Genomic DNA, 23,382 nt, shown 5'->3' with positions numbered 1-23,382 from the left:
CTCCTCATGCTCCCGAAAGCTCATGCGATACCGTCTCCTGCAAGTGCACCATAAACGGGGGCGGTCATGGGCGACGCAGTGCAACTCCTCAAGGCAATCTCAGACCTACTAGGCGTCGTCGTCTGGCCAGCCCTCTTTTTCTTTGTCGTAATAAGATTCAGGTCGAGTTTTGCTGAACTATTCAGTAATCTCGCAGAGTTCACTGTCAAGGCGCCTGGGATCGAAGCATCGGCCAGTCGTCAGCAGATAGAGGCGGCGGCATCTCTCGGTGCCGCCGCCGCCGAGCAGCGCGTCGCCGGTGAGTCGGGCAGTGGAAGCGAAATCGACGCACGTGCCATCGCGGATGCGCTGCCCGATGCGCGAATACAGCGGAGGTTGATCGGATCACTCGTGCTCTGGGTCGACGATAGGCCTAGTAATAACCTTTACGAAAGGCACGCCCTCGAATCGCTGGGTGTGCGATTTGTGCTGGCGACTTCGACGGATGAAGCATTGAGTCTACTTAAGCATCAATCGTTCGATATGATCATCTCGGATATGGGTCACCCGGATGATCCAAGGGCTGGTTACACTCTTCTCGACAGGCTTCGCGTTCAGGGTGACCGGACTCCGTTTTTTATCTATGCGGCCTCCCGCGCTCCAGAGCACGTTAGGGAATCGCGGGAGCATGGCGCGATCGGATGCACTAACCTTGTGAATGAATTGACGGAAGTCGTCACATCGACCCTGGCCTCACAACGCAGTTTCTGACGCAGTCTCGCGTCCTCCGCCCGCATTGGAGGACTCGCTGCGGGACCAACTAGTGCGGCGTAAACAAATGCTCGTTCCAGTGACACTGTTAGGCTAGAAAAAGTGTGGGTAAATTGGACACATGATCCTAACTGATAATCAACGCAATATTCTCGAGTCCTTGGCTGGAGGCGGTGGGTACGACAGGTCTGCGGCTGCCCGCGCCCGTATGGTGCTATGGCGGGACGAAGGATTCTCAGTGCGGGAAATAGCCGAGAAGGCGGGCGCGTCGAAGCCTACCGTGCGACTGTGGCTGTCGCGCTATGACGAGGAGGGGCCGGACGGCTTGCTGAGCCGGGTGTCCCCGGGGCGGCCACGGGAGGTCCCGGGGCGGGTACGGGCGCGGATCCTGGCGTTGACCAGGACCACCCCTCCACCGGAGACCGGACTGAGCCACTGGACGAGCACCGAGATGGCGCGGTACCTGAAGCGCCGCGAAGGAGTGTCGGTCTCGCACACCTTCGTGGCCCAGCTGTGGCGGGAGAACAATCTCCAGCCGCACCGGCACCGAGTCTTCAAGCTCTCGGCGGACCCGGATTTCGAGGCCAAGGTGGAGGACGTCGTCGGCCTCTACCTTGATCCCCCCGAGGGCGCCGAGGTCCTGTCGATCGACGAAAAGCCTGGGGTGCAGGCACGCGACCGGACGCAGCCACCGCGGCCGGTCGCCTCCGGCCGGGTCGCCACCCGCACGCACGACTACCAGCGGAAGGGCACGACCGACCTGTTCGCCGCCCTCGACGTCGGGACGGGGCGGGTCACCGCCAGGTGCTTCCCCAGCCACACCAGGGCCGATTTCCTCACGTTCATGGACCAGGTCATCGCGGAATACGGCGGTGCGGAGCTCCATGTCGTGGTCGACAATCTGGCCACCCACTACGGCCCCGACGTCGACACATGGCTACGCAGACACAAGAACGTCACGTTCCATTTCACCCCGTCCGGCAGTTCATGGCTCAACCAGGTCGAGAACTGGTTCGGTATTCTCACCCGGCACGCACTCCAGCGCGGGGCGTTCGTCTCGGTTCAGGACCTCGTCAACACCATCAACAACTATGTCAAGAACTGGAACTGGGACGCCCATCCGTTCGAGTGGACAGCCACCACAGAAGAGATCGTAGCCAAGGTGGAGGTAATCCACCGGGAATTCAGGAAGCTGCTCGCCAACAACTTGTGACGATATTTAGTTATGTATCATCGGAAAGAATTTTGGTTTACAATCTACTAGACAAGAGTAGGAACAGCAAGCTGCTCCTCGGTGCGCTTGTGGTGTAGGACGGCTTACTCACTGCCCGCGGAGTGCAAGCCGCAGGGGATGGCAGCCAGGGCAGCAGCCAAGCCCGCGAACGGCAGCGGACGGCCACGGACTCGGCGGACGAGGTTGAGCCCGTGACCGGCGCCGGCGGAAGTCCACGGACACCGGCGGACGAACCACCGATGATCTCTTAATCCGCGGGTCGGGTGCGAGCGGGCATGAGAGCCGATCCCCGCGTGACGAGCAGCGAGGACGTCGGCCCGGTTGACGGTGTCGAGCGTCGCCGCGAGCAGTGCGTCGGGGTAGGAGATGGCCCCCGCCCCTACCAGGCCGGCCGGGCTGGTAGGTCGCGTTCCGGTCCCAGCTGGGTCCGGACCCCCCGAGCGGGTCTGGCAGGCGTCGAGGAGGCGGGGGCCATCTCCTGGACGGGGGCCGTGCCGGGGATATGTCCACCGGTAGCCCGGGGGCACTGGCGGATTTCGAGGCAGCCTCGTGCCTCCTGTTGGCCATGGGCCATGCCAAAGACGTGCCGAAACTCGGTCGCCGGTCGATCGCCGCATGACGAAAGCCCAGGTAAGGAGGGGTGCAACGGTCGGGTGTCCGTCGCCCTTTCAAGGCAGCGGTTACCGGCTCTTGTAGATGTCGTGGGTGCCGATCCGCAGCCAGCGGACATGCGGGCCGTCGCGGCCCGGAACGGGCTCGCCGTACTCCCACAGGGCCCGGCCGTCCTTCGCCCACCGCAGTTCGAACACGCCCGGCTCGGAGCGGAAGCCCTTCACCCCGAGGCTTGGGTGAAACTGGCCCGTCTCCAGGCCCTCACGGAACAGTGCGACCGCGCGGCGGAACGCTCGCCGCTGCTCGGGAGTCAGCCGCGCGTACTCCGCCATGAAGCGGGCCACCTGCTCGTACGTGGGCACGTGGTCACGATAGTGCGGTGATCGGCCTGCCCTGGTGAGGAGGTCGCGGCTACTCAGCTTGCCTTGGGGTGCTCCTCGGCGGCCAGCTGGTCGAGGAGGGCGTCGAACGCGGCGTCGGACAGGCAGAGGACGGTACGGCCCGCCTCGACGTCCTCGTGGGCCTCGTCGATCGCGCGCTTGGTGTCAACGTCGGGTTCATCAACCCACTCGTGTGGCTCAGGGTAGGGCCGCGTCGCCGGGTCCATGGTCAGCCTCCCTACCGATGCGCGCCGCACCAACTCAACCGTAGCTTCATCCATGATGGCCGACCGTGGCAGCCTGGGCGACCCCAAGGGGCCAGCGCGCCCGCCCGGGTGCCAAGGGCGGTCCCTGGGGGCGGAGTTCGGGCCGACATCGAGCCTGCGTGGACATAGCGTGGATTCGGCTGCCCCCACCAGGTGCATGACGCCCTGAACACGCAGGCAGAAGACATGATCAGCTCGCAACAGCCAAGATCACCCAGATCTACGAGGGCACCAACCAGATCCAGCGCGTCGTCATGTCCCGCGCCCTGCTCAAGGGCTAGCGAACTCCCGCTTCCCCTGGCAGCCAGGCAATCGCCCCCGATTGTCGGCCTGGTGATGGATGGTTCTTTGGCGCGTCACGGGCGTTGTGCCCGGTGGACCGGTAAAGTCCACCGGTGCTGATCATTGGGGTTGAGCTGCCGTGATGGGGCAGACGCACGTGTTGAGCGGCGCGGTGGTCTGGCTGGCGGCCGTGCCTGTCCTGTCGCGGGAGGAGTGGCTGGGGTCGTACGCGGTGTCGCTGTCGCCGCAGCAGGTGATCGCCGGTGCGGTGGTGGCCGCGGGCGCCGGGCTGCTGCCCGACATCGATCATCCCTCGGGTCGGATCGCGAACACCCTCGGCCCCGTCACCCGGACCTTGTGCCGCTGGGTGGGCCGGGCCTCCGGCGGGCACCGGCACGCCACCCACTCCCTGCTGTTCGCGGTCGCCATGGGTGCGGTCATGGGGCTGCTGGCCACCCATTTCCAGTACGGCTGGTGGGCGGCGCTGTACATCCTCGTGGGCTTCGGGCTGCGCGGCCTCGGCCTGGACTTCGAGGGCCACCCTTTCTGGTCCGGGCTGAAGGACTGTGCGGCAGCCGGGGTCGCCATCTACCTCATGCACGGCCTCGACATGAGCTTCGCCGGCTACGCGGTCGCCCTCGGCTGTCTCGCCCACCTGCTCGGGGACTGCCTGACCCCCAGGGGCTGCCTCCTGCTCTGGCCGGTGAACTGGCGGATGGAGACGGTCCTGGTGCCGAGAACGGACGGCCGGGTCGAGCGCCTGGTGGTGGTTCCGCTGCTCACCTGCGCGGCCGTCGTCCTGACGGCCCGGGTCCTGATCGGTGATCATCCGATCAGTTGGCTCAGCTGACCCGCCCGCGGCCGAATCCCGCGCGCCGCGAGGGGCGCGGGACTACGCCTTCCCGGACGCGCGCCGAACCGCCAACTGGACAAGCCCGGCGAATTCCGCCGGTGCCGTGCGATGGGCGAAGTGGTCGCCAGGAAAAGTCACGAGCTCGACGTCACGCACCACCGTGCTCAGGTGCTGCTGCATCACGACGACGGGGAAGCTCTCGCTGAAGCCGTACACGACGGGAATCTCCAGCGCGGCGATGTCGTACGGCGGTGTCGGCGCCCGGATCGACCGTTCCTCCGTGACGAACGCGCGGGCCTGCGGCCGGAGCCGAAGCCGCGCCTCGGCGCTCATCGCGTCGTATTTCGCCCCGAGCATCAGGCGCATGCCCGCGTCCTCAGGGTCCTCGCTCCACAGCATCTGCCGCATGCGCCGGTCGTCCCACCCCGGCACCCACGCCATCACCGTCTCGTAGAGCACCACGGCCGCGACGCTCTCCGGCGCCCGCACCGCGGCCCCGGCGGCGATGACCCCGCCGAACGAATGGCCGACGACGACCGCGCGGCGGCCGTCCAGAACCGCGACGAGATCCTCGATGTGGCCGTTCACGTTCACCGGTGCGCCGGTCGCGTTCGTCGACGTCCCGTAACCGCGGCGGTCGTACCAGCGCATGCGGCACTGGGACGCGAGCAGGTCGACCACCCGGGAGAACGAGCGCCCGCTGTCGAGAACACCGTGCACGAACACCACGAGCGCCTCGCCCTCGCCAGCCTCCGTCACGGCCAGGTCCATGACAAGGACAGTAGTAGGCCTGGTGCCGACGCCGCGGCGGTGGTGCACCCGCACGTGCACCGTCGACCAGGAACATCCCGGCTGGCCGCCAGGCCGGACGCACCGGCCCATCGGAACGGCTGGCTATCGTGAGTGCTGTGAACCTGGACGAGGCCGAATGCCGCGTTCGCTTCGCGGCGGCACGGGTCGCCCGCCTGGCAACGGCCGGCGTGGACGGCCAGCCGCATCTGGTGCCGGTGACGTTCGCCCTGGACGACGATCAGGTCGCCATCGCCGTCGATCACAAACCGAAGCGCTCGACGGCCCTGCGGCGGCTGGCGAACATCGCCGCCAACCCGCGAGTCAGCCTCCTCGTGGACCAGTACACAGACGACTGGGACGGCCTGTGGTGGGTTCGGGCGGATGGCCGCGCACGAGTTGTCACGGACGGCGATGAAGGGGTGAAGCGGGCAGTGGCGATCCACCACCTGGCGGCAAAGTACGACCAGTACCTGGCCGTCCCCCCGACCGGACCAGTTGTTTTCGTCCAGATCGAGAAATGGCAGGGTTGGGCGTTCACAGCCCGCCAGAGGGCCCAAGGAGTCGATGGCGCGCCGGAGACGTAGGCCCCCCGCAGGGAACCCCGGCACTGTGGAGAGCCGAGTACTTCCTCACGGGGGACGCGGTTCCGACTAGTCTTCGATCATGGTTGAGTCACGGGAGGCAGGCAGCGGCGGATCGCCGGCCGTGGCCCCCGAGCACCTTCTGGCCCCTCGCCGGCGGATCGAGGCCGCGATTGCCGCGGCCCTGGCCGAGCTGCCGCCCCATGGCCGGTGGATCACCGTGACCGTCGAGGACCCGGACGACAACAACCTGGTCTACGCGCTGGCACTGGTGGTGCGGGACCGGACGACCGCGGCCGAGGTCGCCGCACATCTGGGGATTCCCGTCACCGAACCCGAGGTCATCGGCTGGGCAAGCGAGTGGGTCGTTTCGGCGCGTTACCGGGGCAGTGCGGCCGGCACATCCGTGAGCCCGACGACCGACCCAGCCGAGCTGGCAGTCGATCTCGCGGACTGGCTGCAGACGTTCCTGGCCGACGACTTCATCTCCGACCCCGTGCCACCGTGCCCCGGCCATCCGCACCCGATGCGGCCGGTGGTGCACGAGCAGAAGCCATGGTGGACGTGCCCCCGGGACGGCGGGCCCATCAGGCCCTGGCCGGCCCAGGTCACCGACCAGAGCTGACGCTCGGAAACGTCGCCCACGAGATCGCGGACGGCGGACAGCCCAGCAGTCGAGCGACGTCCCACACCCCACAGGTACAAGCACGCGGAACTGCGTCAAACGGTGAGGCGCCGCCAGCGGCCGGCGGCGCCTCGTCGCTTTCCCGCTGGGTCCAGACAGCTTCTATCCCGCCGAAATTCGGCAGGCATTCCTAACCGCTATGCAACCGGAAGGGGTGCGGGAGTCACCGGTGCCAGGGACACGACCGGCGACGGGCCGGGCGGGGTGGCGGTGGTCACGGGAGGCTGCTCCGACGACTGAGCCCCTACCCACGGGTACTTGTACTCATGGTGCTTCGAGTTGTACCAGAGCACCCTCTCGAGAGTAATCTTGATCTTCTTCTTCACCAGATCCTTGTAGTGGCGGTCGTAGCCACCGCCCGGCTGGTAGGCGACGGAGGCTGCGTCTCCCGCATCGTCCCCGTCATCCACGTAACCGTAGGACTCGTCGCCGTAGGACTCGCCGCCGTAGGACTCGTCGCCATAGGACTCGCCGCCGTAGGAGGGCCGCTCCTTCTTCTCGTGGTGCTTCTTGTCCTTGCCGTCATACCAGAGGACCCGCTCGTAGCTGATGGCGTCCTTACGCTTCGAGACATCCTTGTGCTTCTTGTAGGGCTTCCCGCGGAGGTCACCGGAAGCCAGCGCCGCGTCGGCGACCTCAACCGGGTCGACAACGCCGGCCGACACACCGGGAACCAGCGGCGTGTCGACGACCTCGGCCAGGCCGTCGGAGCCGGCAGGGGCGCCGGGAACCGGCAGCGTGGCGGCAAGCTCAGCCGGGTCGTCGGACTCGTCGCCGTAGGACTCGCCGCCGTAGGATGGCCGCTCCTTCTTCTCGTGGTGCTTCTTGTCCTTCTTATCGTGGTGCTTCTTGTCCTTGCCGTCATACCAGAGGACCCGCTCGTAGCTGATGGCGTCCTTACGCTTCGAGACATCCTTGTGCTTCTTGTAGGGCTTCCCGCGGAGGTCACCGGAAGCCAGCGCCGCGTCGGCGACCTCAACCGGGTCGACAGCACCGACCGAGACACCGGGAACCAGCGGCGTGTCGACGAGATCAGCCGGGTCGCCGGACTCGTCACCGTAGGACTCGCCGCCGTAGTAGGGCCGGTCCTTCTTCTCGTGGTGCTTCTTGTCCTTGCCGTCGTACCAGAGGACCCGCTCGTAGCTGATGACGGTCTTCTCCTTCTTCACCTCCGGCCCGCCCCCCGGCACCAGGGCCTGTGCCGAGGTGGCGCTCGCACCCAGGGTAACGGCAACGGAAACGAGGCCCGATGTGGCTAGAATGGCCGTACGCCGCCCTATTTTGCTTGTCATCTTCTACCTTTCGGAACGATCTTTTTCCGTAGTTCTACGGTCGTCAACCTAGCGGCCTGACCTCCCTTACGGCGGCAACGCAAAACAGGCGTTTCTCCAGCGACTTCACGGCGTCCGATCCGACACATTTCGGCGAATGCGAGAATTCATCGAACCGGCTCTCCGACACCCGTCAGCCGATACGGTACGGCCCCAGCCAGAAAAATCGGATTGAGAGCGAAGGAGGCAGATTCCAGTCCGGACCATCTGACCATAATCGCCGCCAAAGATACCCGAGGACCGTCTGTAAAAATAAGGCTGATTCGGTGCGGCGCACCGGTTCCAGCGTCCGAACGAATAGTTTTCAACCCACCGCAACCGCAACCGCCACCAAGCCACCGCCGGCGACTCGAATCTTCCCGGTACGACCGCAGCAGGTTACCCATATGGCAGCGCCTAGATTAGGCGATATCTTTTTTCGCAGACATCGGAGAGTCCATATCCGGCGACCAAGTCCCCAGACAGCAGTGGTCACACAGAATCCGGCGCAGACCGCACAGGCGGCGCCTCCTGAGATCCGCAGCAGGAAACCCGTGTTCCTCATATTCGTGCGCGGCGCGGCACGATGTCGAGGAAAACCGGGATGCAGAAGCAGACCGGACCGGTGCGACGACGTCAAGTGTCAGCGAGACGGCCCGGCATGGTGGTCATGTCCCGCGCGCTGCGCAGGGCCCAGTACACGACCCAGGCCAGGTGCACGAGGTCAGGCCGAGGAGCCGGCGGCGTTCTGCAGGGGAAGCAGCACCAGATGCGGGTCCAGCGCGGTGGGCACGAAGCCGAGGTGACGGTAGAACGACTGTCCGTCGGGTGCGGTCGCGTGCGCGCCCAGCAGCGGGGTTCCGACCATGCGGCGCACCGTGAGCGCCCGCATCGTCGCGTCGCGGACGAGCCGGGCACCGACCCCCCGGCCCTGATAGCGGACGTCCACGGCCAGCCGGCCGACGAGCATCATCGGGACCGGGTCCACGGGCCGGCGGGAACGCCACCGCGAGGCCGTGCCGACGCGCTCGGCCGCCGCGGTCGCCAGGCAGTAGTAGCCGGCCACGGTGGAGCCGTCCAGCAGCACGAACGTGCTGGTGATGCGTTCGCGCTGGTGGTCCTTGGCGTGGTGGCGCAGCCAGCTGTCGAGGACGGGATCACCACAGCCGAACGCGACCGTGTCGTGGTCCTCCACCAGGGCCGACGGCTTCGTGAACGGCACGGGCCGAATCCTTCCAGGCATGGTCGATCTCGTCGTGGGGTCGATCTACCGGGATCGACGGGGGCAGCCGGGGCGGCGGGCCTGCCGCCCCGTCAGGGCAGGTGGAGCTCGTCTACGGAGACACGGGTCCCGCCTACTCCTGGCCTGGCTCCTCGTCGAGCAGCTTGCGCAGCCGCGGGTTGTCGGTGGGTGGCGCCTGCAGCATCGCGTCCAGTTCGGCCCAGGCGGTCTCGGAGACCCTGAACAGCCGGCGGTCGGCGAGTACCTCGCGGGCGTAGCGCCGCATGCTCTCCACCGCGAACAGCTCCAGGCTGAGGCCCTCGGCGTCCGCGGCGGACCGGATGATCTCGGCGTCGTCGGCGGGCAGGCCGAACGTGATTCTCTCGTCCTCAGCGGAGGTCATGCTGGCAGTTTGCCGTCCCGGTCCACGACATGCGACGCCGGGCCCCACGTCGCTCGTCACACAATCGGGCAACCGGGTGGGGGGGCGAAAAGCACCGGTCACGGACCATGGTCGGGGCATGTTCGGACCGCTGCGCACCGGGGCATCTCCCTACAGATCATCCATCCGGGACCAACCCCGACGAAGGAGCCGTGAGGACCACGATGGCCGACCATCCAGGGGCACGATCGTCACCGGGACGACGTCCGGGGGCGTGCACACCCGGTACAGGCCGGGCGGCATGTGACCACCGCGCGGAGGAACTGCGATGAGCGACGGTGTGGGCACTGGCCTGGTCGTCGTCCTCGGCGTGATCGCCGCGGTGGGTCTGGTGCTGGTCGCCGGCACCTTCTACCTGCTGCGCCGCTACCGGTTGCCGCTACACGGCGTCGCCGCGACGATCGCCAGCCTGCTCTACGTGATCTCCCCGGTGGACGCCGTCCCCGAGATCCCGCTGGGGCCGGTGGGCCTCGTCGACGACCTCGCGGTGATCCTCGGGGCGCTGTTCTACGTCCGCAAGCTTGTCGACGCCCGCCGGCCGGGGCCGGCGGAGCTGGAAGTCCCGGGCCGCGGTCGGGGCCGCGGCCGTCGCTAGAGCCCACTGCGGGGCACGAGAACCCGCAGAGCCCGAACAGGCGGGATGCGGGCGTGCCCGTCGGGCCCGTCCGGAGGAGAGCGGGCGTGGTGCCCTCCTCCGGACGGACCTGATCAGACCAGATCAGACCTGATCGAACCCAGGTCAGATCAGATCAGCGAGCGCAGAACGTACAGCAGGATCCCGCCGTGGCGGTAGTACTCCGCCTCGCCGGGGGTGTCGATGCGCACCACGGCCTCGAACGAGCTGTCCCCCGCCTGCACGGTGATCGTCGGGGTCTTCTCGTCGACGTCGGCCAGCCCGGTGATGGTGAAGGTCTCCTCACCGGTGAGCCCAAGCGACTCCGCCGACTCCCCGACGGGGAACTGCAGCGGCAGCACGCCCATGCCGATCAGGTTCGACCGGTGGATCCGCTCGTAGGACTCGGCGATGACGGCCCGAACGCCCAGCAGTGCGGTGCCCTTGGCAGCCCAGTCACGCGACGAGCCCGAGCCGTACTCCTTGCCCGCGAGCACGACCAGCGGCACGCTCTCGGCGGCGTACTTCTGGGCCGCGTCGTAGATCGCCACCTGCTCGCCGTCGGGGAGGTGGCGGGTGACGCCGCCCTCCACGCCGGGGACCAGCTTGTTCCGCAGCCGGATGTTGGCGAAGGTCCCGCGGATCATCACCTCGTGGTTGCCGCGGCGGGAGCCGTAGGAGTTGAAGTCCCCCGGAGCGACCCCGTTCTCGGTGAGGTAGCGCCCGGCCGGCGAGTCCTTCTTGATGGAGCTGGCCGGCGAGATGTGGTCGGTGGTCACCGAGTCACCCAGGTAAGCCAGCACCCGGGCGCCGACGATGTCGGTACGCGCGGACGGCTTGGCCGCCATCCCGTCGAAGTACGGAGGACGGCGGACGTAGGTCGAGTCCTCGACCCAGCCGAAGGTCTGCGACACCTCTCCGCCGTCGCCGACGGGCAGCGCCTGCCAGCGCTCGTCTCCGGAGAGGTCGGCGTAGCGGTCCGCGAACATCTCCGAGGTGATCGCGTCGCCGACGACCTGCGCCACCTCGGTCTCGCTCGGCCAGATGTCACGCAGGTAGACCGGCTCGCCGGCAGTGTCGGTGCCCAGCGGGTCGGTGTCGAGGTTGATGTCCATCGTGCCGGCGAGCGCGTAGGCGACGACCAGCGGTGGGGACGCCAGGTAGTTCATCTTGATGTCGGGGTTGATCCGGCCCTCGAAGTTCCGGTTGCCGGACAGGACGCTGACGACCGCGAGGTCCGCGTCGTTGATCGCCGCGGAGACCTCGGGCTCCAGCGGGCCGGAGTTGCCGATGCAGGTGGTGCAGCCATAGCCGACCAGGTTGAAGCCGACCTTGTCCAGGTAGGGGATGAGCCCGGCGCGCTCGTAGTAGTCCATGACCACCTTGGAGCCGGGCGCCAGGGTGGTCTTCACCCACGGCTTGCGGGTCAGGCCCTTCTCGACGGCGTTACGGGCGAGCAGCGCGGCACCGACCATGACCTGCGGGTTGGACGTGTTGGTGCAGGACGTGATCGCGGCGACGGCGACCGCGCCGTGGTCGATCTCGCAGGTCGTGCCGTCGGCCAGGGTCAGCTTCGTCGGAATGGACGGGCGGTCGGCGACGTCACCGGAGACCGCGTTGGCCGAGACCGGGGCGTCGGACGGCTTGTCCGCGAACGCGGCGGCCGAGTCGGAGGCGGGGAAGGACTCGGCGTCGGCCTCGTCGGCGCCGCCGTTGGCCAGCGGCACCGGCTGGGCGTAGTTGGCGAGCGCGGTGCGGAACGCCTTCTTCGCGTTCGACAGCAGCACCCTGTCCTGCGGGCGCTTGGGGCCGGCCAGCGACGGGACGACGGTCGACAGGTCGAGCTCGAGGGTGGTGGTGTACTTCGCCTCGTGGCTCGGGTCGTGCCAGAGGCCCTGCTCCTTGGCGTACGCCTCGACCAGCGCGACGAGCTCGTCGGGGCGGCCGGTGAGCCGCAGGTAGGACAGGGTCTCGGCGTCGATCGGGAAGATCGCGCAGGTGGAGCCGTACTCGGGGCTCATGTTGCCGATCGTGGCCCGGTTCGCCAGCGGGACGTTCGCGACGCCCTCGCCGTAGAACTCGACGAAGCGGCCGACCACGCCGTGCTTGCGCAGCTGCTCGGTGATGGTCAGCACCATGTCGGTGGCGGTGGTGCCGGCGGGCAGCTCACCGGTGAGCTTGAAGCCGACAACGGTCGGGATCAGCATGCTCACCGGCTGGCCGAGCATGGCGGCCTCGGCCTCGATGCCGCCGACACCCCAGCCGAGCACCCCGAGACCGTTGATCATCGTGGTGTGGCTGTCCGTCCCGACGAGGGTGTCGGGGTAGGCCAGGGTGCCCTCGGCGGTCTCCTTGGTGAAGACCACGCGGGCGAGGTGCTCGACGTTGACCTGGTGCACGATGCCGGTGTTCGGCGGCACCACGGTGAAGTTGTCGAACGCCGCCTGGCCCCAGCGCAGGAACTGGTACCGCTCGCGGTTGCGCTGGAACTCCAGCGTCGCGTTGAGCTCGAACGCGTCCGGCCGTCCGAAGTGGTCGGCGATGATCGAGTGGTCGATGACCATCTCGGCCGGGGCGAGCGGGTTGATCTTCGTGGAGTCCCCGCCGAGGGCGACCATCGCCTCGCGCATCGCGGCGAGGTCGACGACACAGGGAACGCCGGTGAAGTCCTGCATGATCACCCGGGCCGGGGTGAACTGGATCTCCTGGCTCGGTTCTGCCGCCGGGTCCCAGTCGGCCAGCGCGCGTACGTGGTCGGCGGTGATGTTGGCGCCGTCCTCGGTGCGCAGCAGGTTCTCGAGCAGAACACGGAGGCTGTACGGCAGGCGGTCGGCCCCGGGCACCGCGTCCAACCGCCTGATCGTGTAGGTGCGATCACCTACCGCGAGTCTGCCGGTGCTGCCGAAGCTGTCCATGGCCTTCGTCTCCTCCTCGTCACCTCACCCGCTCCTCGTCCGCGGGGAGGTCCGACACCAGCAGCGATCACATCCGGTCGACACCGTGACTCGCCACGGTTCGGCCACCTCGTCCCATCCTGGCACTCTCAGGGGTGACGGCGGCGGCCGGAACCGTCGGTCACGTTCCGGCGGGGCCGGTGGGCCTGTGACCATCGCCTCCCGGACGCCGGTACATCTCACCGGAATCCGCGCCGCATTTAATTAGCAAGGCTAAAAATATCAGGTGGTCCGCCCGGACGCGCACCTCACGGCGTGCGGCCGGACAGAACAAGACGATAGGGGTGTCGGCGACCGAGGTGGGATGTCCCACCCGCCCGGAGTCCACCTTGGACGGGTCCAGCTCGCGGAGAGCGCCCCGTCGGGGACGGGCCCGCCTCACGGCAGGCGCTCCTCGGGAACGGACCCGCCCGCGGAGAAGCGGGCCGCACACCCCGGCTACGACCAGACGGCCGTGATGTCGCGCTGCCAGTTCTCCATCGTGAACGGGGACCGCCGCAGCCGCCGCATCGCCTCACGGCGCTCGTCCATCGTGGGCGGGACGACCGCCAGATCAGCCGCGGTGTTGGCCCAGATCTCGTTGGGGGTGCCCAGCGGCAGCATGGTGATCCCGGGCAGCACCCGGGCGATCTCCCCCACTCCCGGCAGGTCGGACGACAGCACCGGGGTCCCGACCGCGCAGGCCTCGAGCACCACACTCGGCAGCCCCTCGCGCAGCGAAGTCACCAGCAGCAGCGACGAGGTCACCAACAGCTTCGGGATGTCGAGCCGCTCGCCGATGAACTCGACCCGGTCGGACACACCCAGACCCCGGGCCAGGGTCATCAGCCGCTCGGTCTCCTCCTCGGTCTGGCGCCCGACGATCCGCAGGCGGACGTCGAGCCCCCGCGCGCACATCGCCGCGACGATCTCGATGGCCCGGGCCCGGTTCTTGACCGGGTCCGGGCGGGCGACGTGCAGGACGGTCAGCTGCGGTGCCATGGCCTCCCCGAACTCGTCGAGTTCGGGGAGGTCCGGCATGGGCCGCTGGCCCGCGATGGCCACTCCGAAGGGCTCGAGCTCGACCCCGTTGTAGATGACCCGGCACCGGGGGTCGAGCCGCCAGGTCTCCCGCCACCGTCCGCGCATCGCCGCCTCGCTGACCGCGAGCAGGTCGGTGGCGAACGCGTCCAGCAACACCCGCCCCACCATCCGCTGGAGGCGGCCGCGGAGGCTGTCGCCGCTCTGGTCCGCGCTGCTGAAGAAGTGCGCGACGCGGCGCGACACACCGGCCACCCGGGCCACCGCGAGCACCACGCCCGAGAAGGTCGCCACACCCGAGTGGACGATGTCCGGCCGGACCGAACGCAGCAGCCGGTAGAAGGCGAGCGGGAACCTCAGGTCGGCGCGGCAGTAATAGACCTCGCCACCCAGTGCCCGGATCTCGTCGTCCAGCGATCCGGGGGCACCCGAGGTGACGCAGAACAGCAGCCGGTACTCCTGCGGGTCCAGGCGCCGCAGGAGGTTGACCGCGCGGATCACCTCGCCCGCCCGGTCCATCCTCGGGAGCACCTCCAGCACCGTCACAGGACTGTCGCGGTCAGGGCGGGCGGGCGCGGGGTCCACCCGCCTCCCGACCGACGTGCGCTCGCGGTCGTTTCCCGAGCCGCGCCGCTCGCCGTGACCGGTGGTCCCGTCGACCGCGGCGGGTCTGTCGATCGCAGTGGGTCCCGCGCTCTTGTCCGCCGGGGAACGGGCGCACGCCGCCGCGTCGGCACTCCGACGGATCCGAGACTCCGTGTTGACCTCCTCCCCGGTCTGAAGACCGGGGATTCCCACACCTCGCGGTGCGGGTTCCTGCTTCACCAACGGACGCCTCCTCGCTTCAGGAGCGAGGCGGTCTCACTCCATCTCCACAGGCAGCCACCGCGAGCCCCGCGGCCAGAATGTTGACCGCCGCGTTCACGTCCCGGTCGTGGACCGTGCCGCAACCACGGCAGGCCCGTTCCCGGACGTTGAGCGGCAGTTCCTTCACGATCGACCCGCACACCGAACAGGTTTTGGACGACGGATAGAACCGATCGATCGCAATGATGGTGCGACCGTACCAGCCGGCCTTGTACTCCAACATCCGCCGCAACTCCGACCACGAAGCATCGGAGATCGCCCGCGCGAGCGAATGGTTCCTGACCATGTTGCGGACGGACAGATCCTCGATGACCACCGTTTGGTTCTCGCGGATGATCCTCGTGGACAGCTGGTGGAGATGATCCCGACGCCGGTCGGCGATCCGCCCGTGCACCCGGGCGACCCTCGCTCGGGCCTTCGCCCGGTTCACCGACCCCTGCACCTTCCGGGACAGGTCCCGCTGCGCACAGGCCAGCCGGGCCCGATCCCGACGCTCGTGCTTCGGGTTGGCCACCTTCTCCCCCGTCGACAGGGTGACCAGCGAGGTGACCCCCGCGTCGATCCCCACCCGCCCGGGCAACGCGGGAAGCGTAGTGATCTTCTCTTCGACCAGGATCGAGACGTGGTACTGGCCGCGGGCGTTCCGCGACACCGTGACCTGCGAGGGCTCCGCGCCCTCGGGCAGCGGACGCGACCAGACGATCGCCAGCGGCGCGTCCTGCTTCGCCAGCGTGATCCGACCGTCCCGAAAACTGAAACAGTTCCGGAAGTAGGTCGCCGAGTCGAGGGTCCTGCCCTTCTTCTTGAACGTCGGGTAGCCGGCGCGTTTCTGCCAGAAGTTCACATACGCGGTCTGGAGATTCCGCAGCGTGGCCTGAAGCGGGCCTTTCGACGGCTCGGCGAGCCATTCCGTTTCCGGGTCGCGTTTCCACGCCGTGAGCATCCGGTCGGTCTCGGCGTGGGTGACCCGCCGCTGCTCCTGGAACCAGGCCCGGTGCCGTTCGGCGAGCGCCCGGTTGTACACGTAGCGGACGCAGCCGAAGGTTCGCGCGAGCTGGGCGGCCTGATCGGGGGTCGGGTTGAAGCGGTAGCGGTACGCCCGCTTCACCACCTTCGACCCCACAGGTGACAGCATAGCGGGCACGCCTGTCACGCTGTCGTTGATGCGCTAACCCCGCTCCGAAGGACAGGGCCCGCGCGCTACGCATCTCGGTCACGAGAACTCTCATCAGCTCCCCTCCAGGGCACCCGGCAACCTTCGCTAACCTACAGAGAGAGTTCTACTACACAGAGTCACGACACTCGGGACCTCGGGGCAGACGAACGGGCGGGGCGCCGTTGCGTGGCGCCCCGTCCGGGTCATGACGGCCAGAACGATCGGTTACAGGTTGAGATCCACCCCCCTGGCCCCTGGCGTCAAGCCGCGCTGGCAGTCGGCTCGGCGTCGGGCACGCCGTAGGTCACAGCGACTCGATGAGGACGCGGCGCGGCTCGGAACGAGGCGCCGGGACAACCGCCCCGACCGGAAGATCAGCCGCCGCCGGCACGTCGACCACCGAGGCGCGCGCCGGACCGGACGGCATTCCGGTCTGCGTATGATCCACCGGCGCACCGGCGGCGCCTGTGGACACGGCCGGCAGCCACCGGCGCGTGTCGAGGACGGCCGTGGCGTGACGCATCACCAGGTCGCGACAGAACGCGTCGTGGTCCACCAGCACGACCACCAGGTCGGCTGCCGCGATCTGCGCCGCGTCGGCGTCCACCAGCGCGACCCGTCCCGGCGCCTGCGCGGGGTCGATGTGCGGATCGGCTGCGAGGACCCCGGCACCGAGATCGGCCAGCAGCGCGGCCACTCGCGCGGCAGGCGACTCACGGGAGTCGCCGGTGTTCCTCTTGTAGGCCAGTCCGAGTAGAAGGATGCGGCTGCCACTCACCGAGCGTCCGCGCCGGTTGAGCATGTCGATCACACGACGGACCACATGGTCCGGCATGTGGTCATTGATGTCGTTGGCCAGTTCGACGAACCGGAAGCTGCGGCCGAGCCGTCGCCGCACCCGCCAGGACAGATACGACGGGTCGATGGGCAGGCAATGGCCACCGGCGCCGGGGCCGGGCCGGAACGGCATGAACCCGAACGGTTTGGTGGAGGCGGCGTCGATCGCCTCCCACACATCCACCCCCAACTCGTGCGCGAACATCGCGAGCTCGTTGACCAGGGCGATGTTGACATGCCGGAAGGTGTTCTCCAGCAGCTTGGTGAGCTCGGCCGTCCTCGTCGAGGCGACCGACACGGTACGGTCCACCAGCGAGTCGTAGAAGGCCCGGACCGCCTCGAGCGAGGCGCCGTTGACTCCGGAGACGACCTTCGGCGTGTTTTCCAGCCGCCATGTCGGGTTTCCCGGGTCGATACGCTCCGGGGAGTAGCCGAGCCGGAAGTCGTCTCCGGCGGTGAGCCCGGATCCTTCCTCCAGCAACGGCCCGAACAGTTCCTCGGTTGTCCCCGGATAGGTGGTCGACTCCAGCACCACCGTCGCCCCCGGTGTCACCAGCGGCGCCAGGCTGCGGGCCGCCTCGACGACGTAACCCAGATCGGGCGCGCCCTCCCGCAGCGGGGTGGGGACGGTGACGACCGCGACGTCGAACCCCGCGGCCGCCGCGAAGTCGGCCGTCGGCTCATACCGCCCGGAGTCGAGTGCCGCGGCGAGCCGGTCCCGCGAGACGTCCTCGACGTACGACTCGCCGGCGGCCAGCCGCTTGACCCGCCCGGCGTCGACGTCGACGCCGACCACCCGCCAGTCGACCTCGACCGCGCGCATCGCCACGGGAAGACCTACGTACCCCTGGCCGACCACCACCAGCTTTCCCGAAGAAGTCATGAACCTATTGTGACTCACTAAATACTGTCAGCTACACAACAGCATTACGGTGTGTCACGCTCCGCGATCGGCAGGCGATGTCGGCAGCAGGGGGTCGGGCACGGCCTCCGCCCGCCCACGCGGGCGGGACCCGCCGCCACGACGAGCCCGACGTTCGAGGGTCCGCCCGAGCACCGCGGAGATCCGCCGGCCCGCGTGCCCGTCCCACAGATCGGGACAACGCGGCGGTGGTGGGCGGTCGAGCACCTCGAACGCGCCCGCCATGATCGCCGCTGGAGAACAGCCCACCACCCGGTTCGTCCCCTCGGTGACCGTGATCGGCCGCTCGGTGCTCTCCCGCAGGGTCAGACACGGAACACCCAGCACCGTGGACTCCTCCTGGACACCACCCGAATCGGTGAGCACCAGTCGCGCACCCATCTGAAGCGCGACGCAGTCCAGGTAGCCAGCCGGCCCGAGTGCCCGCACCCCGTCCGGCAGCCGCCCGGCCAGGCGGCTGGCGGTACGCGGGTGAACGGGGAACACCAGCGGGCAGCGGCGCGCGATCTCGCCCAGCGCCGTGAGCAGCCCGTCGAGTACCGCCGGGTCGTCGACGTTGCTCGGCCGATGCAGTGTCACCAGGCCGTACTCCCCGGGGGTCAGGCCCAGATCGGCGAGCACGGGGCGGGAACGGGCCCGCTCCCGGCAGGCGAGCAGCGTGTCGACCATGACATTGCCAGCGAGGTGGACCGACTCCGGTCGCGCACCCTCGGAGAGGAGGTGGACGACACCTTCGGGGCTGGGAGCGAACAACAGGTCCGACACACGGTCTGTGACGATCCGGTTGATCTCCTCGGGCATCGTCCGGTCACCGCTGCGCAGGCCGGCCTCGACGTGGGCGACCGGGACGTTCGCCTTCGCCGCGACGAGCGCGCACGCCAACGTCGAGTTCACGTCGCCGACGACCACGACGACATCGGGTGCAAGCCGCGCCAGCAGCGGCTCGAACGCGGTCATCACAGCCGCGGTCTGCACCGCGTGCGAGCCGGATCCCGCCTCCAGATGGTAGTCGGGCTGCCGCAGCCCGAGATCGGCGAAGAAGACGTCACTCATCGCCTCGTCATAGTGCTGCCCCGTGTGCACGAAGCTGCTTCGGGCACCGTCGGCCGCCAGCGCGTCGAGGACAGGCTTCACCTTGATGAAGTTCGGTCTCGCGCCGGCGATGACGACGGCGTGCAGGCCGGCCGCGGGCAGACCGCCCTGGTCGGGCACCAGCGCGGTCACGGCGCCGCTGTCCGAGCGCGCGCAGGGCCGTCGGCTGTCTTGCGCACCGCGGGCATACCCGGCACGGACGAAAGCGGCCGACCGACCGCCGTGTCCCGATGAGCCGACCCCGCGCGGGACATCTCGGCCCGCCCGATCCCCACCCGGGCGAACGCCACATCCAGAAGTTCACCGTCCTGGCCGGTGATTCCCGTAATCAGCGCGCGAGGCACGATTGCCCTTCCTCCTGTCTCCGGTCCACCGGGTAGCTCCTTCCGTGTCAGAGGGGTCGGTTCGTTCTTCCCTCGCTGGGCGGAGGGAGGGTCAGCCTGCGCCGGGTTCGTCGCTTCGGGTCGGAGTGGCCGGCCGAGCAGCCGGCGCGCTGTCCGGTTCCGCCGTCCGCGCCGCCGGTACCCCGACCGCGCTCTCCCGTTCCGAACTCGCGCGGCGAGGAACGGCCGGATCGATGGCAGCCGGGTCGGTGAGCGGCGCCTCCACTGACTGCGGAAGACCGGTGTCGAGACTCGCGGCGGCGACGAGCGTCGCCCGGGACGACGCGATCAGCTCGGCCGTCACGTCGGTCGCGCCACCGCGGCACATCCGCAGGAACGCACCGGCCGCCGCCCGGTGCCCCTTGTCCTGCGCGCCCTTCCATTCCGAGCCGCCGTCGACCACCAGCTCCCGGAAGTCGTCGATGCGCAGGTGACGCCGGCCGGCGAGAGCCTCGACCGTCTCCTTCCGGCAGGCCCGGGGGCGGGCGGAGCTGTACGCGATGGTCGACAGGCTTCCGTCGACGTGCCGCAACGTCACGGCCAGGTCTTCGGCCAGCAGCGCCTCACCACCGCGGCCGGGCACCACTGTCGCCGCCTCGACCCCGCTGCCCGCCAGCGCCGCACAGGTGTCGACGAAGTGGCAGACCTCGCCCAGCAGCCGGCCGCCCTCGACCCGGTCGCCGTACCAGTGGTCAGCGGGTACGGGACCGGCCGCGACCCGGTACACCAGGCTCAGCGGGCCGTCCCGCTCGGCCAGGCGCCGCCGGGCCGCGACGACCGCCGGGGAGAACCTGCGGTTGAGACCCACCATCAGAACACCGCCGCCCACGGCCGCCGCCTGCTCGACCATCTCCAGCTCGGCCAGGTCGAGGGCCAACGGCTTCTCACACCACACGTGCCGGCCCCGTTCGAGTGCCGCCGCCGCCAGCCGGGCGTGCGTGGAGTGCGGCGTCGCGATCACCACCACATCGAGGTCGCCGTCGTCGAGCAGCTCGTCGACCCCGGTGGCGGCCCCCTGGAACCCATGCCGGTCGGCGAAGGCGCGAGCCGACCGCCCACTGGCCGAAGCGACGCTGGTGAAACGGTCGAAACCGGCAGCACGAAAAGCCGGCAGCAACACCGAGCCGGAGAAGTTCCCGGCGCCGATCCAACCGACACGGTCACCCCGGCGCCGGCCGGGCGGACCGACCCGACGCGCCACCCGCTGCGTGTGCTGTCCGACCTGCCGCGCGTCCCCCGGGGTGGAACCCTCGGTCGGGGCGGTGCCCTCCGCAGGCGGAGTGCCCTCCGTGGAAAGGACGCCCTCCACCGGCTCGGTCAGCTCGGCGCGGCGCGGGTAGTCGAACCGGATGGCCAGGTACGGCTCCCGTCGCGTCGCCACCAGATCGTAGGCGGCCGCGGCCTGCTCGAGCGGGAAGGCGTGAGTGACCAGGTCGGCCACGGACAGCCGGCCGGCGGCGAGCAGGTCGAGCACCGCCTCCTGGTTGCGGCCCTCCGTCCAGCGGACCTGGCCCGCCGGGTAGTCCACCCCCCATTCTTCATAGCCACGCTCGTACCGGCCGGGGCCGTACGACCGCGCGAAGCGCAGGACGAGCTCCTTCTCGTAGAACGGCGCACGCGTCAGGCCCAGCGGGACGTCCCCGACGACGACGAGCTGCGCCCGGTCGCGGGCGAACTCCGTCGCCCGCATCACCGGGTCGCCGGACCGGCCCGCCGCGCAGATCAGCACCGCATCCGCCCCGCGCCCCCGGCTCCACTCCCGCACCGCGGCCGTGGTGGCGTCGCCGGACTCGCGCAGCGCCCGCACTCCGCTGGCCGCGGCGGTGGTCAGCGGCAGGTCCGCGAGGTCCACGCCGGCCACGTCGTATCCACTGGCCATGGCGATGCGGGCGGCGAGCTGGCCGATGAGGCCCAGCCCGACGACGACCACCTTCGCTCCCGGTCCGACCTCGGCCAGACGCAGCCCGTGCAGCGCGATGGCGGCGATGGTCGCGAAGGCGGCGTCGGCCTCGGGAACCCCGTCCGGCACCCGCGCGCACAGCAGTCCGGGTACCGCCTGGAACTCGGCGTGGTTCGCCCAGCCAGCCCCGCCGGTGACCACCAGATCGCCGGGTCGGATGCCCTCGACGGCGGTACCCACCCGGACGGCCCGACCGGCCCCGCTGTAGCCCAGGGGCAGTTCGGAGGCGAGCCGGTCGCGGACCGAGCGGACCGCCTCGCCGATCCCGTCCGCTCTGGCCTTCTCCGCCACCCGGCGGACGAGGTCGGGGCGTGCCCGCGCCTTGGCCAGCAAGCCGGACCGGGCGAGCGTCGTCACCGCCCGCTCGGTACCGGCGGACACGATGGTGGCCGCCGTCTCCACGAGTACCTCGGTCGCCCCGATGGAGGGAATCGGAGTGTCGACGACCCGAACCTCTCCACCGCCGGCGGCCTGGACCACCTGCCTCACCGGAGATCCCGGCCCATCGCCTGGACCTGCCGCGCAGAAGATCCGCGGCTCCGCGACGGGTCGGACACTCGCACTCGCATCATGTTGCGGAGCGTAGTTGATGCATTACATTCAGTCGCGAACATCGGCCCTGCCGTGCCGCTGGAGTGTCACACCTACCTGTGAGCGATCCGCCTTCGTCGGCGTCAGCGTGCCCACGTGCGGGTCATCACCGGCCGAACCGTAAGGAGCGACATGCTCGGAGCGGGAGCCGCGGCGTTGCTGGTAACCCTCGCGGCCACACCGGTCGTGCTCGGCGCCATGCGACGCCTGGCCGCCATCGACGATGTGAACGAACGGTCCTCACACCAGGTACCGACCCCGCGGGGCGGCGGCATCGCGGTAGCCCTCGGCCTCTTCGCCGGCGTAGTCGTCCTCATGCTCGCCAGCGGTCACGGCGACGCCCCCGACCTGCTCCCGATGACCGTCGGGGTGACACTGTTCGGTCTCATCGGTCTCGCCGAGGACATCGGCGGCGACGTGGGCGGCATAGCCCCACTGCGCCGACTGGCACTGCAGCTGCTCGCCGGCCTGGCGGTGTCGACCCTGCTCCTCACCAGCGCGTCCCTCGACGCCGTGTCGATCCCACCCGTGGTGGTGCTGTCTGCCGCCGCACTGATCGGCCCGCTGTGGGTGACGGGGTTCGTCAACGCCTTCAACTTCATGGACGGGATCAACGGCATCTCGGCCGCGCAGGCCGCAGTCGCCGGCGGCGCCCTCGTCGTCGTGGGCCATCTCCACGACGCGCCGGCCCTGGCTGCGGGCGGCGCCGTTCTTGCTGGGGCGGCGATCGGCTTCGCGCCGTTCAACTTCCCCCGCGCGCGGATCTTCCTGGGCGACGTCGGCAGCTACACCCTCGGCGCCAGCCTCGCCGTACTCGCGTTGCAGGGCGTCATGTCCGGCATCCCGGCCGAGGCGGTGCTCGCGCCGATACTGCTCTACCTCGCCGACACCGGCGCCACGCTGGTGCGTCGGGTCCGGCGGGGCGAGCGTTGGTACCTGCCCCACCGCACTCACACCTACCAGCGGCTCACCGACGTGGGATGGACGCACACCCGGGTCACGTTGACGGTTGCCGGTCTCGTCGCGGCGATGTCGGGTCTGGGGCTGCTTGGCACGCGGGGTGGCACGGGTAGCCGAGTTGTGGCCGACCTCGGACTACTCGCCCTGGCCACGGGCTACCTGAACGCTCCCCGGCTGATCGCATCCGCCAGCGCGCGGATACACCCAGGACAGCCCGCTGGCACCCGTCCGGCGTCGCCTCCAGGCCCTGTCGCAGAGCCCGACCCAGCCGCCGCACCACCACGTGCCGCACCACCACTCGGCGCGTCACCACTCGGCGCGTCACCGCCCGGCAGTCCACCGGCCGCCATCGCGGTGATAAATGCCATGGCAGTAGGTCGGGCGCCGGCGGGGGACGGCGCCGGGAGGCTCGTTCTGCCACGCCAGCGACAGGCGGGCGATCCAGGGCTCACCACCGATCCGCCCGAACCCGCCCGGATGACCCAGCTACCCGACCAGGCCGGCGCCCGGCGATACGGAGATCAGGGAGATACGGGAGATACGGAGATCAAAGACGCCTGAAAGGCGAGAATGCATTTGACCGCGAATGCCGGTAAATCATCTGCGTAGTTCTCCCGC

At 69.1% G+C, this 23,382-nt stretch carries 19 protein-coding genes; 7 read left to right on the top strand and 12 right to left on the bottom strand.

The features are described 5' to 3' along the window. Nucleotides 1-66 precede the first annotated feature (66 nt). Together FRANEAN1_RS38425 and FRANEAN1_RS10690 are read left to right on the top strand one after the other, a co-directional pair. On the top strand, nucleotides 67-750 hold the full coding sequence (locus FRANEAN1_RS38425; protein WP_020459782.1) for a response regulator: 684 nt from the start codon (nucleotides 67-69) through the stop codon (nucleotides 748-750). Between the two features lie 121 nt (nucleotides 751-871). Continuing rightward, on the top strand, nucleotides 872-1,963 hold the full coding sequence (locus FRANEAN1_RS10690; protein WP_020459781.1) for an IS630 family transposase: 1,092 nt from the start codon (nucleotides 872-874) through the stop codon (nucleotides 1,961-1,963). A gap of 701 nt (nucleotides 1,964-2,664) precedes the next feature. On the opposite strand, the gene FRANEAN1_RS10685 is transcribed toward FRANEAN1_RS10690, so the two are convergent. Together FRANEAN1_RS10685 and FRANEAN1_RS10680 are read right to left on the bottom strand one after the other, a co-directional pair. Then, on the bottom strand, nucleotides 2,665-2,958 hold the full coding sequence (locus FRANEAN1_RS10685; RefSeq protein ID WP_020459780.1) for a hypothetical protein: 294 nt from the start codon (nucleotides 2,956-2,958) through the stop codon (nucleotides 2,665-2,667). Nucleotides 2,959-3,011: 53 nt separating this feature from the next. Next, nucleotides 3,012-3,203: a hypothetical protein gene (locus FRANEAN1_RS10680; RefSeq protein WP_041253990.1), complete on the bottom strand. Its 192-nt coding sequence runs from the start codon at nucleotides 3,201-3,203 to the stop codon at nucleotides 3,012-3,014. Nucleotides 3,204-3,666: 463 nt separating this feature from the next. Between FRANEAN1_RS10680 and FRANEAN1_RS10675 the strand changes: the two genes are divergently transcribed. After that, nucleotides 3,667-4,374, top strand: coding sequence for a metal-dependent hydrolase (locus tag FRANEAN1_RS10675; RefSeq protein WP_020459778.1), 708 nt, complete (start codon nucleotides 3,667-3,669; stop codon nucleotides 4,372-4,374). A gap of 42 nt (nucleotides 4,375-4,416) precedes the next feature. Here the strand turns inward: FRANEAN1_RS10675 and FRANEAN1_RS10670 are convergent, their stop codons facing one another. Continuing rightward, nucleotides 4,417-5,136, bottom strand: coding sequence for an alpha/beta hydrolase (locus FRANEAN1_RS10670; RefSeq protein ID WP_347177072.1), 720 nt, complete (start codon nucleotides 5,134-5,136; stop codon nucleotides 4,417-4,419). Nucleotides 5,137-5,285: 149 nt separating this feature from the next. Between FRANEAN1_RS10670 and FRANEAN1_RS10665 the strand changes: the two genes are divergently transcribed. Then, nucleotides 5,286-5,753 (top strand): TIGR03668 family PPOX class F420-dependent oxidoreductase, encoded by a 468-nt coding sequence (locus FRANEAN1_RS10665; RefSeq protein WP_020459776.1) that lies wholly within the window; start codon nucleotides 5,286-5,288, stop codon nucleotides 5,751-5,753. A gap of 121 nt (nucleotides 5,754-5,874) precedes the next feature. Further along, the gene (locus tag FRANEAN1_RS10660) at nucleotides 5,875-6,375 is read left to right on the top strand and encodes a hypothetical protein (protein WP_157472527.1); all 501 of its coding nucleotides are present in this window, start codon (nucleotides 5,875-5,877) and stop codon (nucleotides 6,373-6,375) included. A gap of 197 nt (nucleotides 6,376-6,572) precedes the next feature. Here the strand turns inward: FRANEAN1_RS10660 and FRANEAN1_RS10655 are convergent, their stop codons facing one another. The 3 genes from FRANEAN1_RS10655 to FRANEAN1_RS10645 form a co-directional block, all read right to left on the bottom strand. Next, nucleotides 6,573-7,604, bottom strand: a complete 1,032-nt coding sequence (locus FRANEAN1_RS10655) for a hypothetical protein (RefSeq protein ID WP_041253988.1) — start codon at nucleotides 7,602-7,604, stop codon at nucleotides 6,573-6,575. Nucleotides 7,605-8,469: 865 nt separating this feature from the next. Further along, nucleotides 8,470-8,967, bottom strand: coding sequence for a GNAT family N-acetyltransferase (locus FRANEAN1_RS10650; protein ID WP_020459772.1), 498 nt, complete (start codon nucleotides 8,965-8,967; stop codon nucleotides 8,470-8,472). Between the two features lie 133 nt (nucleotides 8,968-9,100). Then, the gene (locus tag FRANEAN1_RS10645) at nucleotides 9,101-9,370 is read right to left on the bottom strand and encodes a DUF1778 domain-containing protein (protein WP_041253986.1); all 270 of its coding nucleotides are present in this window, start codon (nucleotides 9,368-9,370) and stop codon (nucleotides 9,101-9,103) included. A 307-nt stretch (nucleotides 9,371-9,677) separates the two neighbouring features. Here FRANEAN1_RS10645 and FRANEAN1_RS10640 point away from each other — a divergent pair, with 307 nt between their 5' ends. Continuing rightward, entirely contained in the window at nucleotides 9,678-10,004 is a 327-nt protein-coding gene (locus tag FRANEAN1_RS10640; RefSeq protein ID WP_020459770.1) for a YkvA family protein, read from the top strand. A 149-nt stretch (nucleotides 10,005-10,153) separates the two neighbouring features. Here the strand turns inward: FRANEAN1_RS10640 and FRANEAN1_RS10635 are convergent, their stop codons facing one another. From FRANEAN1_RS10635 to FRANEAN1_RS10610, 6 genes are all read right to left on the bottom strand, one after another. Further along, nucleotides 10,154-12,937: an aconitate hydratase gene (locus tag FRANEAN1_RS10635; RefSeq protein ID WP_020459769.1), complete on the bottom strand. Its 2,784-nt coding sequence runs from the start codon at nucleotides 12,935-12,937 to the stop codon at nucleotides 10,154-10,156. Between the two features lie 477 nt (nucleotides 12,938-13,414). Then, nucleotides 13,415-14,581, bottom strand: a complete 1,167-nt coding sequence (locus FRANEAN1_RS10630; RefSeq protein WP_347177217.1) for a glycosyltransferase — start codon at nucleotides 14,579-14,581, stop codon at nucleotides 13,415-13,417. 259 nt (nucleotides 14,582-14,840) lie between these two features. Continuing rightward, nucleotides 14,841-15,998 (bottom strand): RNA-guided endonuclease TnpB family protein, encoded by a 1,158-nt coding sequence (locus FRANEAN1_RS10625; protein ID WP_041253985.1) that lies wholly within the window; start codon nucleotides 15,996-15,998, stop codon nucleotides 14,841-14,843. A gap of 325 nt (nucleotides 15,999-16,323) precedes the next feature. Continuing rightward, entirely contained in the window at nucleotides 16,324-17,739 is a 1,416-nt protein-coding gene (locus FRANEAN1_RS10620) for a nucleotide sugar dehydrogenase (RefSeq protein WP_020459766.1), read from the bottom strand. A 54-nt stretch (nucleotides 17,740-17,793) separates the two neighbouring features. Next, nucleotides 17,794-18,972: a UDP-N-acetylglucosamine 2-epimerase (non-hydrolyzing) gene (gene wecB, locus FRANEAN1_RS10615; RefSeq protein ID WP_157473163.1), complete on the bottom strand. Its 1,179-nt coding sequence runs from the start codon at nucleotides 18,970-18,972 to the stop codon at nucleotides 17,794-17,796. Between the two features lie 333 nt (nucleotides 18,973-19,305). Beyond that, entirely contained in the window at nucleotides 19,306-21,702 is a 2,397-nt protein-coding gene (locus FRANEAN1_RS10610) for a bi-domain-containing oxidoreductase (protein WP_020459764.1), read from the bottom strand. 234 nt (nucleotides 21,703-21,936) lie between these two features. On the opposite strand from FRANEAN1_RS10610, the gene FRANEAN1_RS10605 reads away from it, so the two are divergent. After that, the gene (locus FRANEAN1_RS10605; RefSeq protein WP_020459763.1) at nucleotides 21,937-23,325 is read left to right on the top strand and encodes a glycosyltransferase family 4 protein; all 1,389 of its coding nucleotides are present in this window, start codon (nucleotides 21,937-21,939) and stop codon (nucleotides 23,323-23,325) included. Nucleotides 23,326-23,382: the final 57 nt, after the last annotated feature.

It is taken from the genome of Parafrankia sp. EAN1pec (genome assembly GCF_000018005.1).
Classification (GTDB): domain Bacteria; phylum Actinomycetota; class Actinomycetes; order Frankiales; family Frankiaceae; genus Parafrankia; species Parafrankia soli.
Note: the sequence above shows the minus strand (reverse complement) of the source record. Positions and strands in the feature narration are given on the sequence as shown.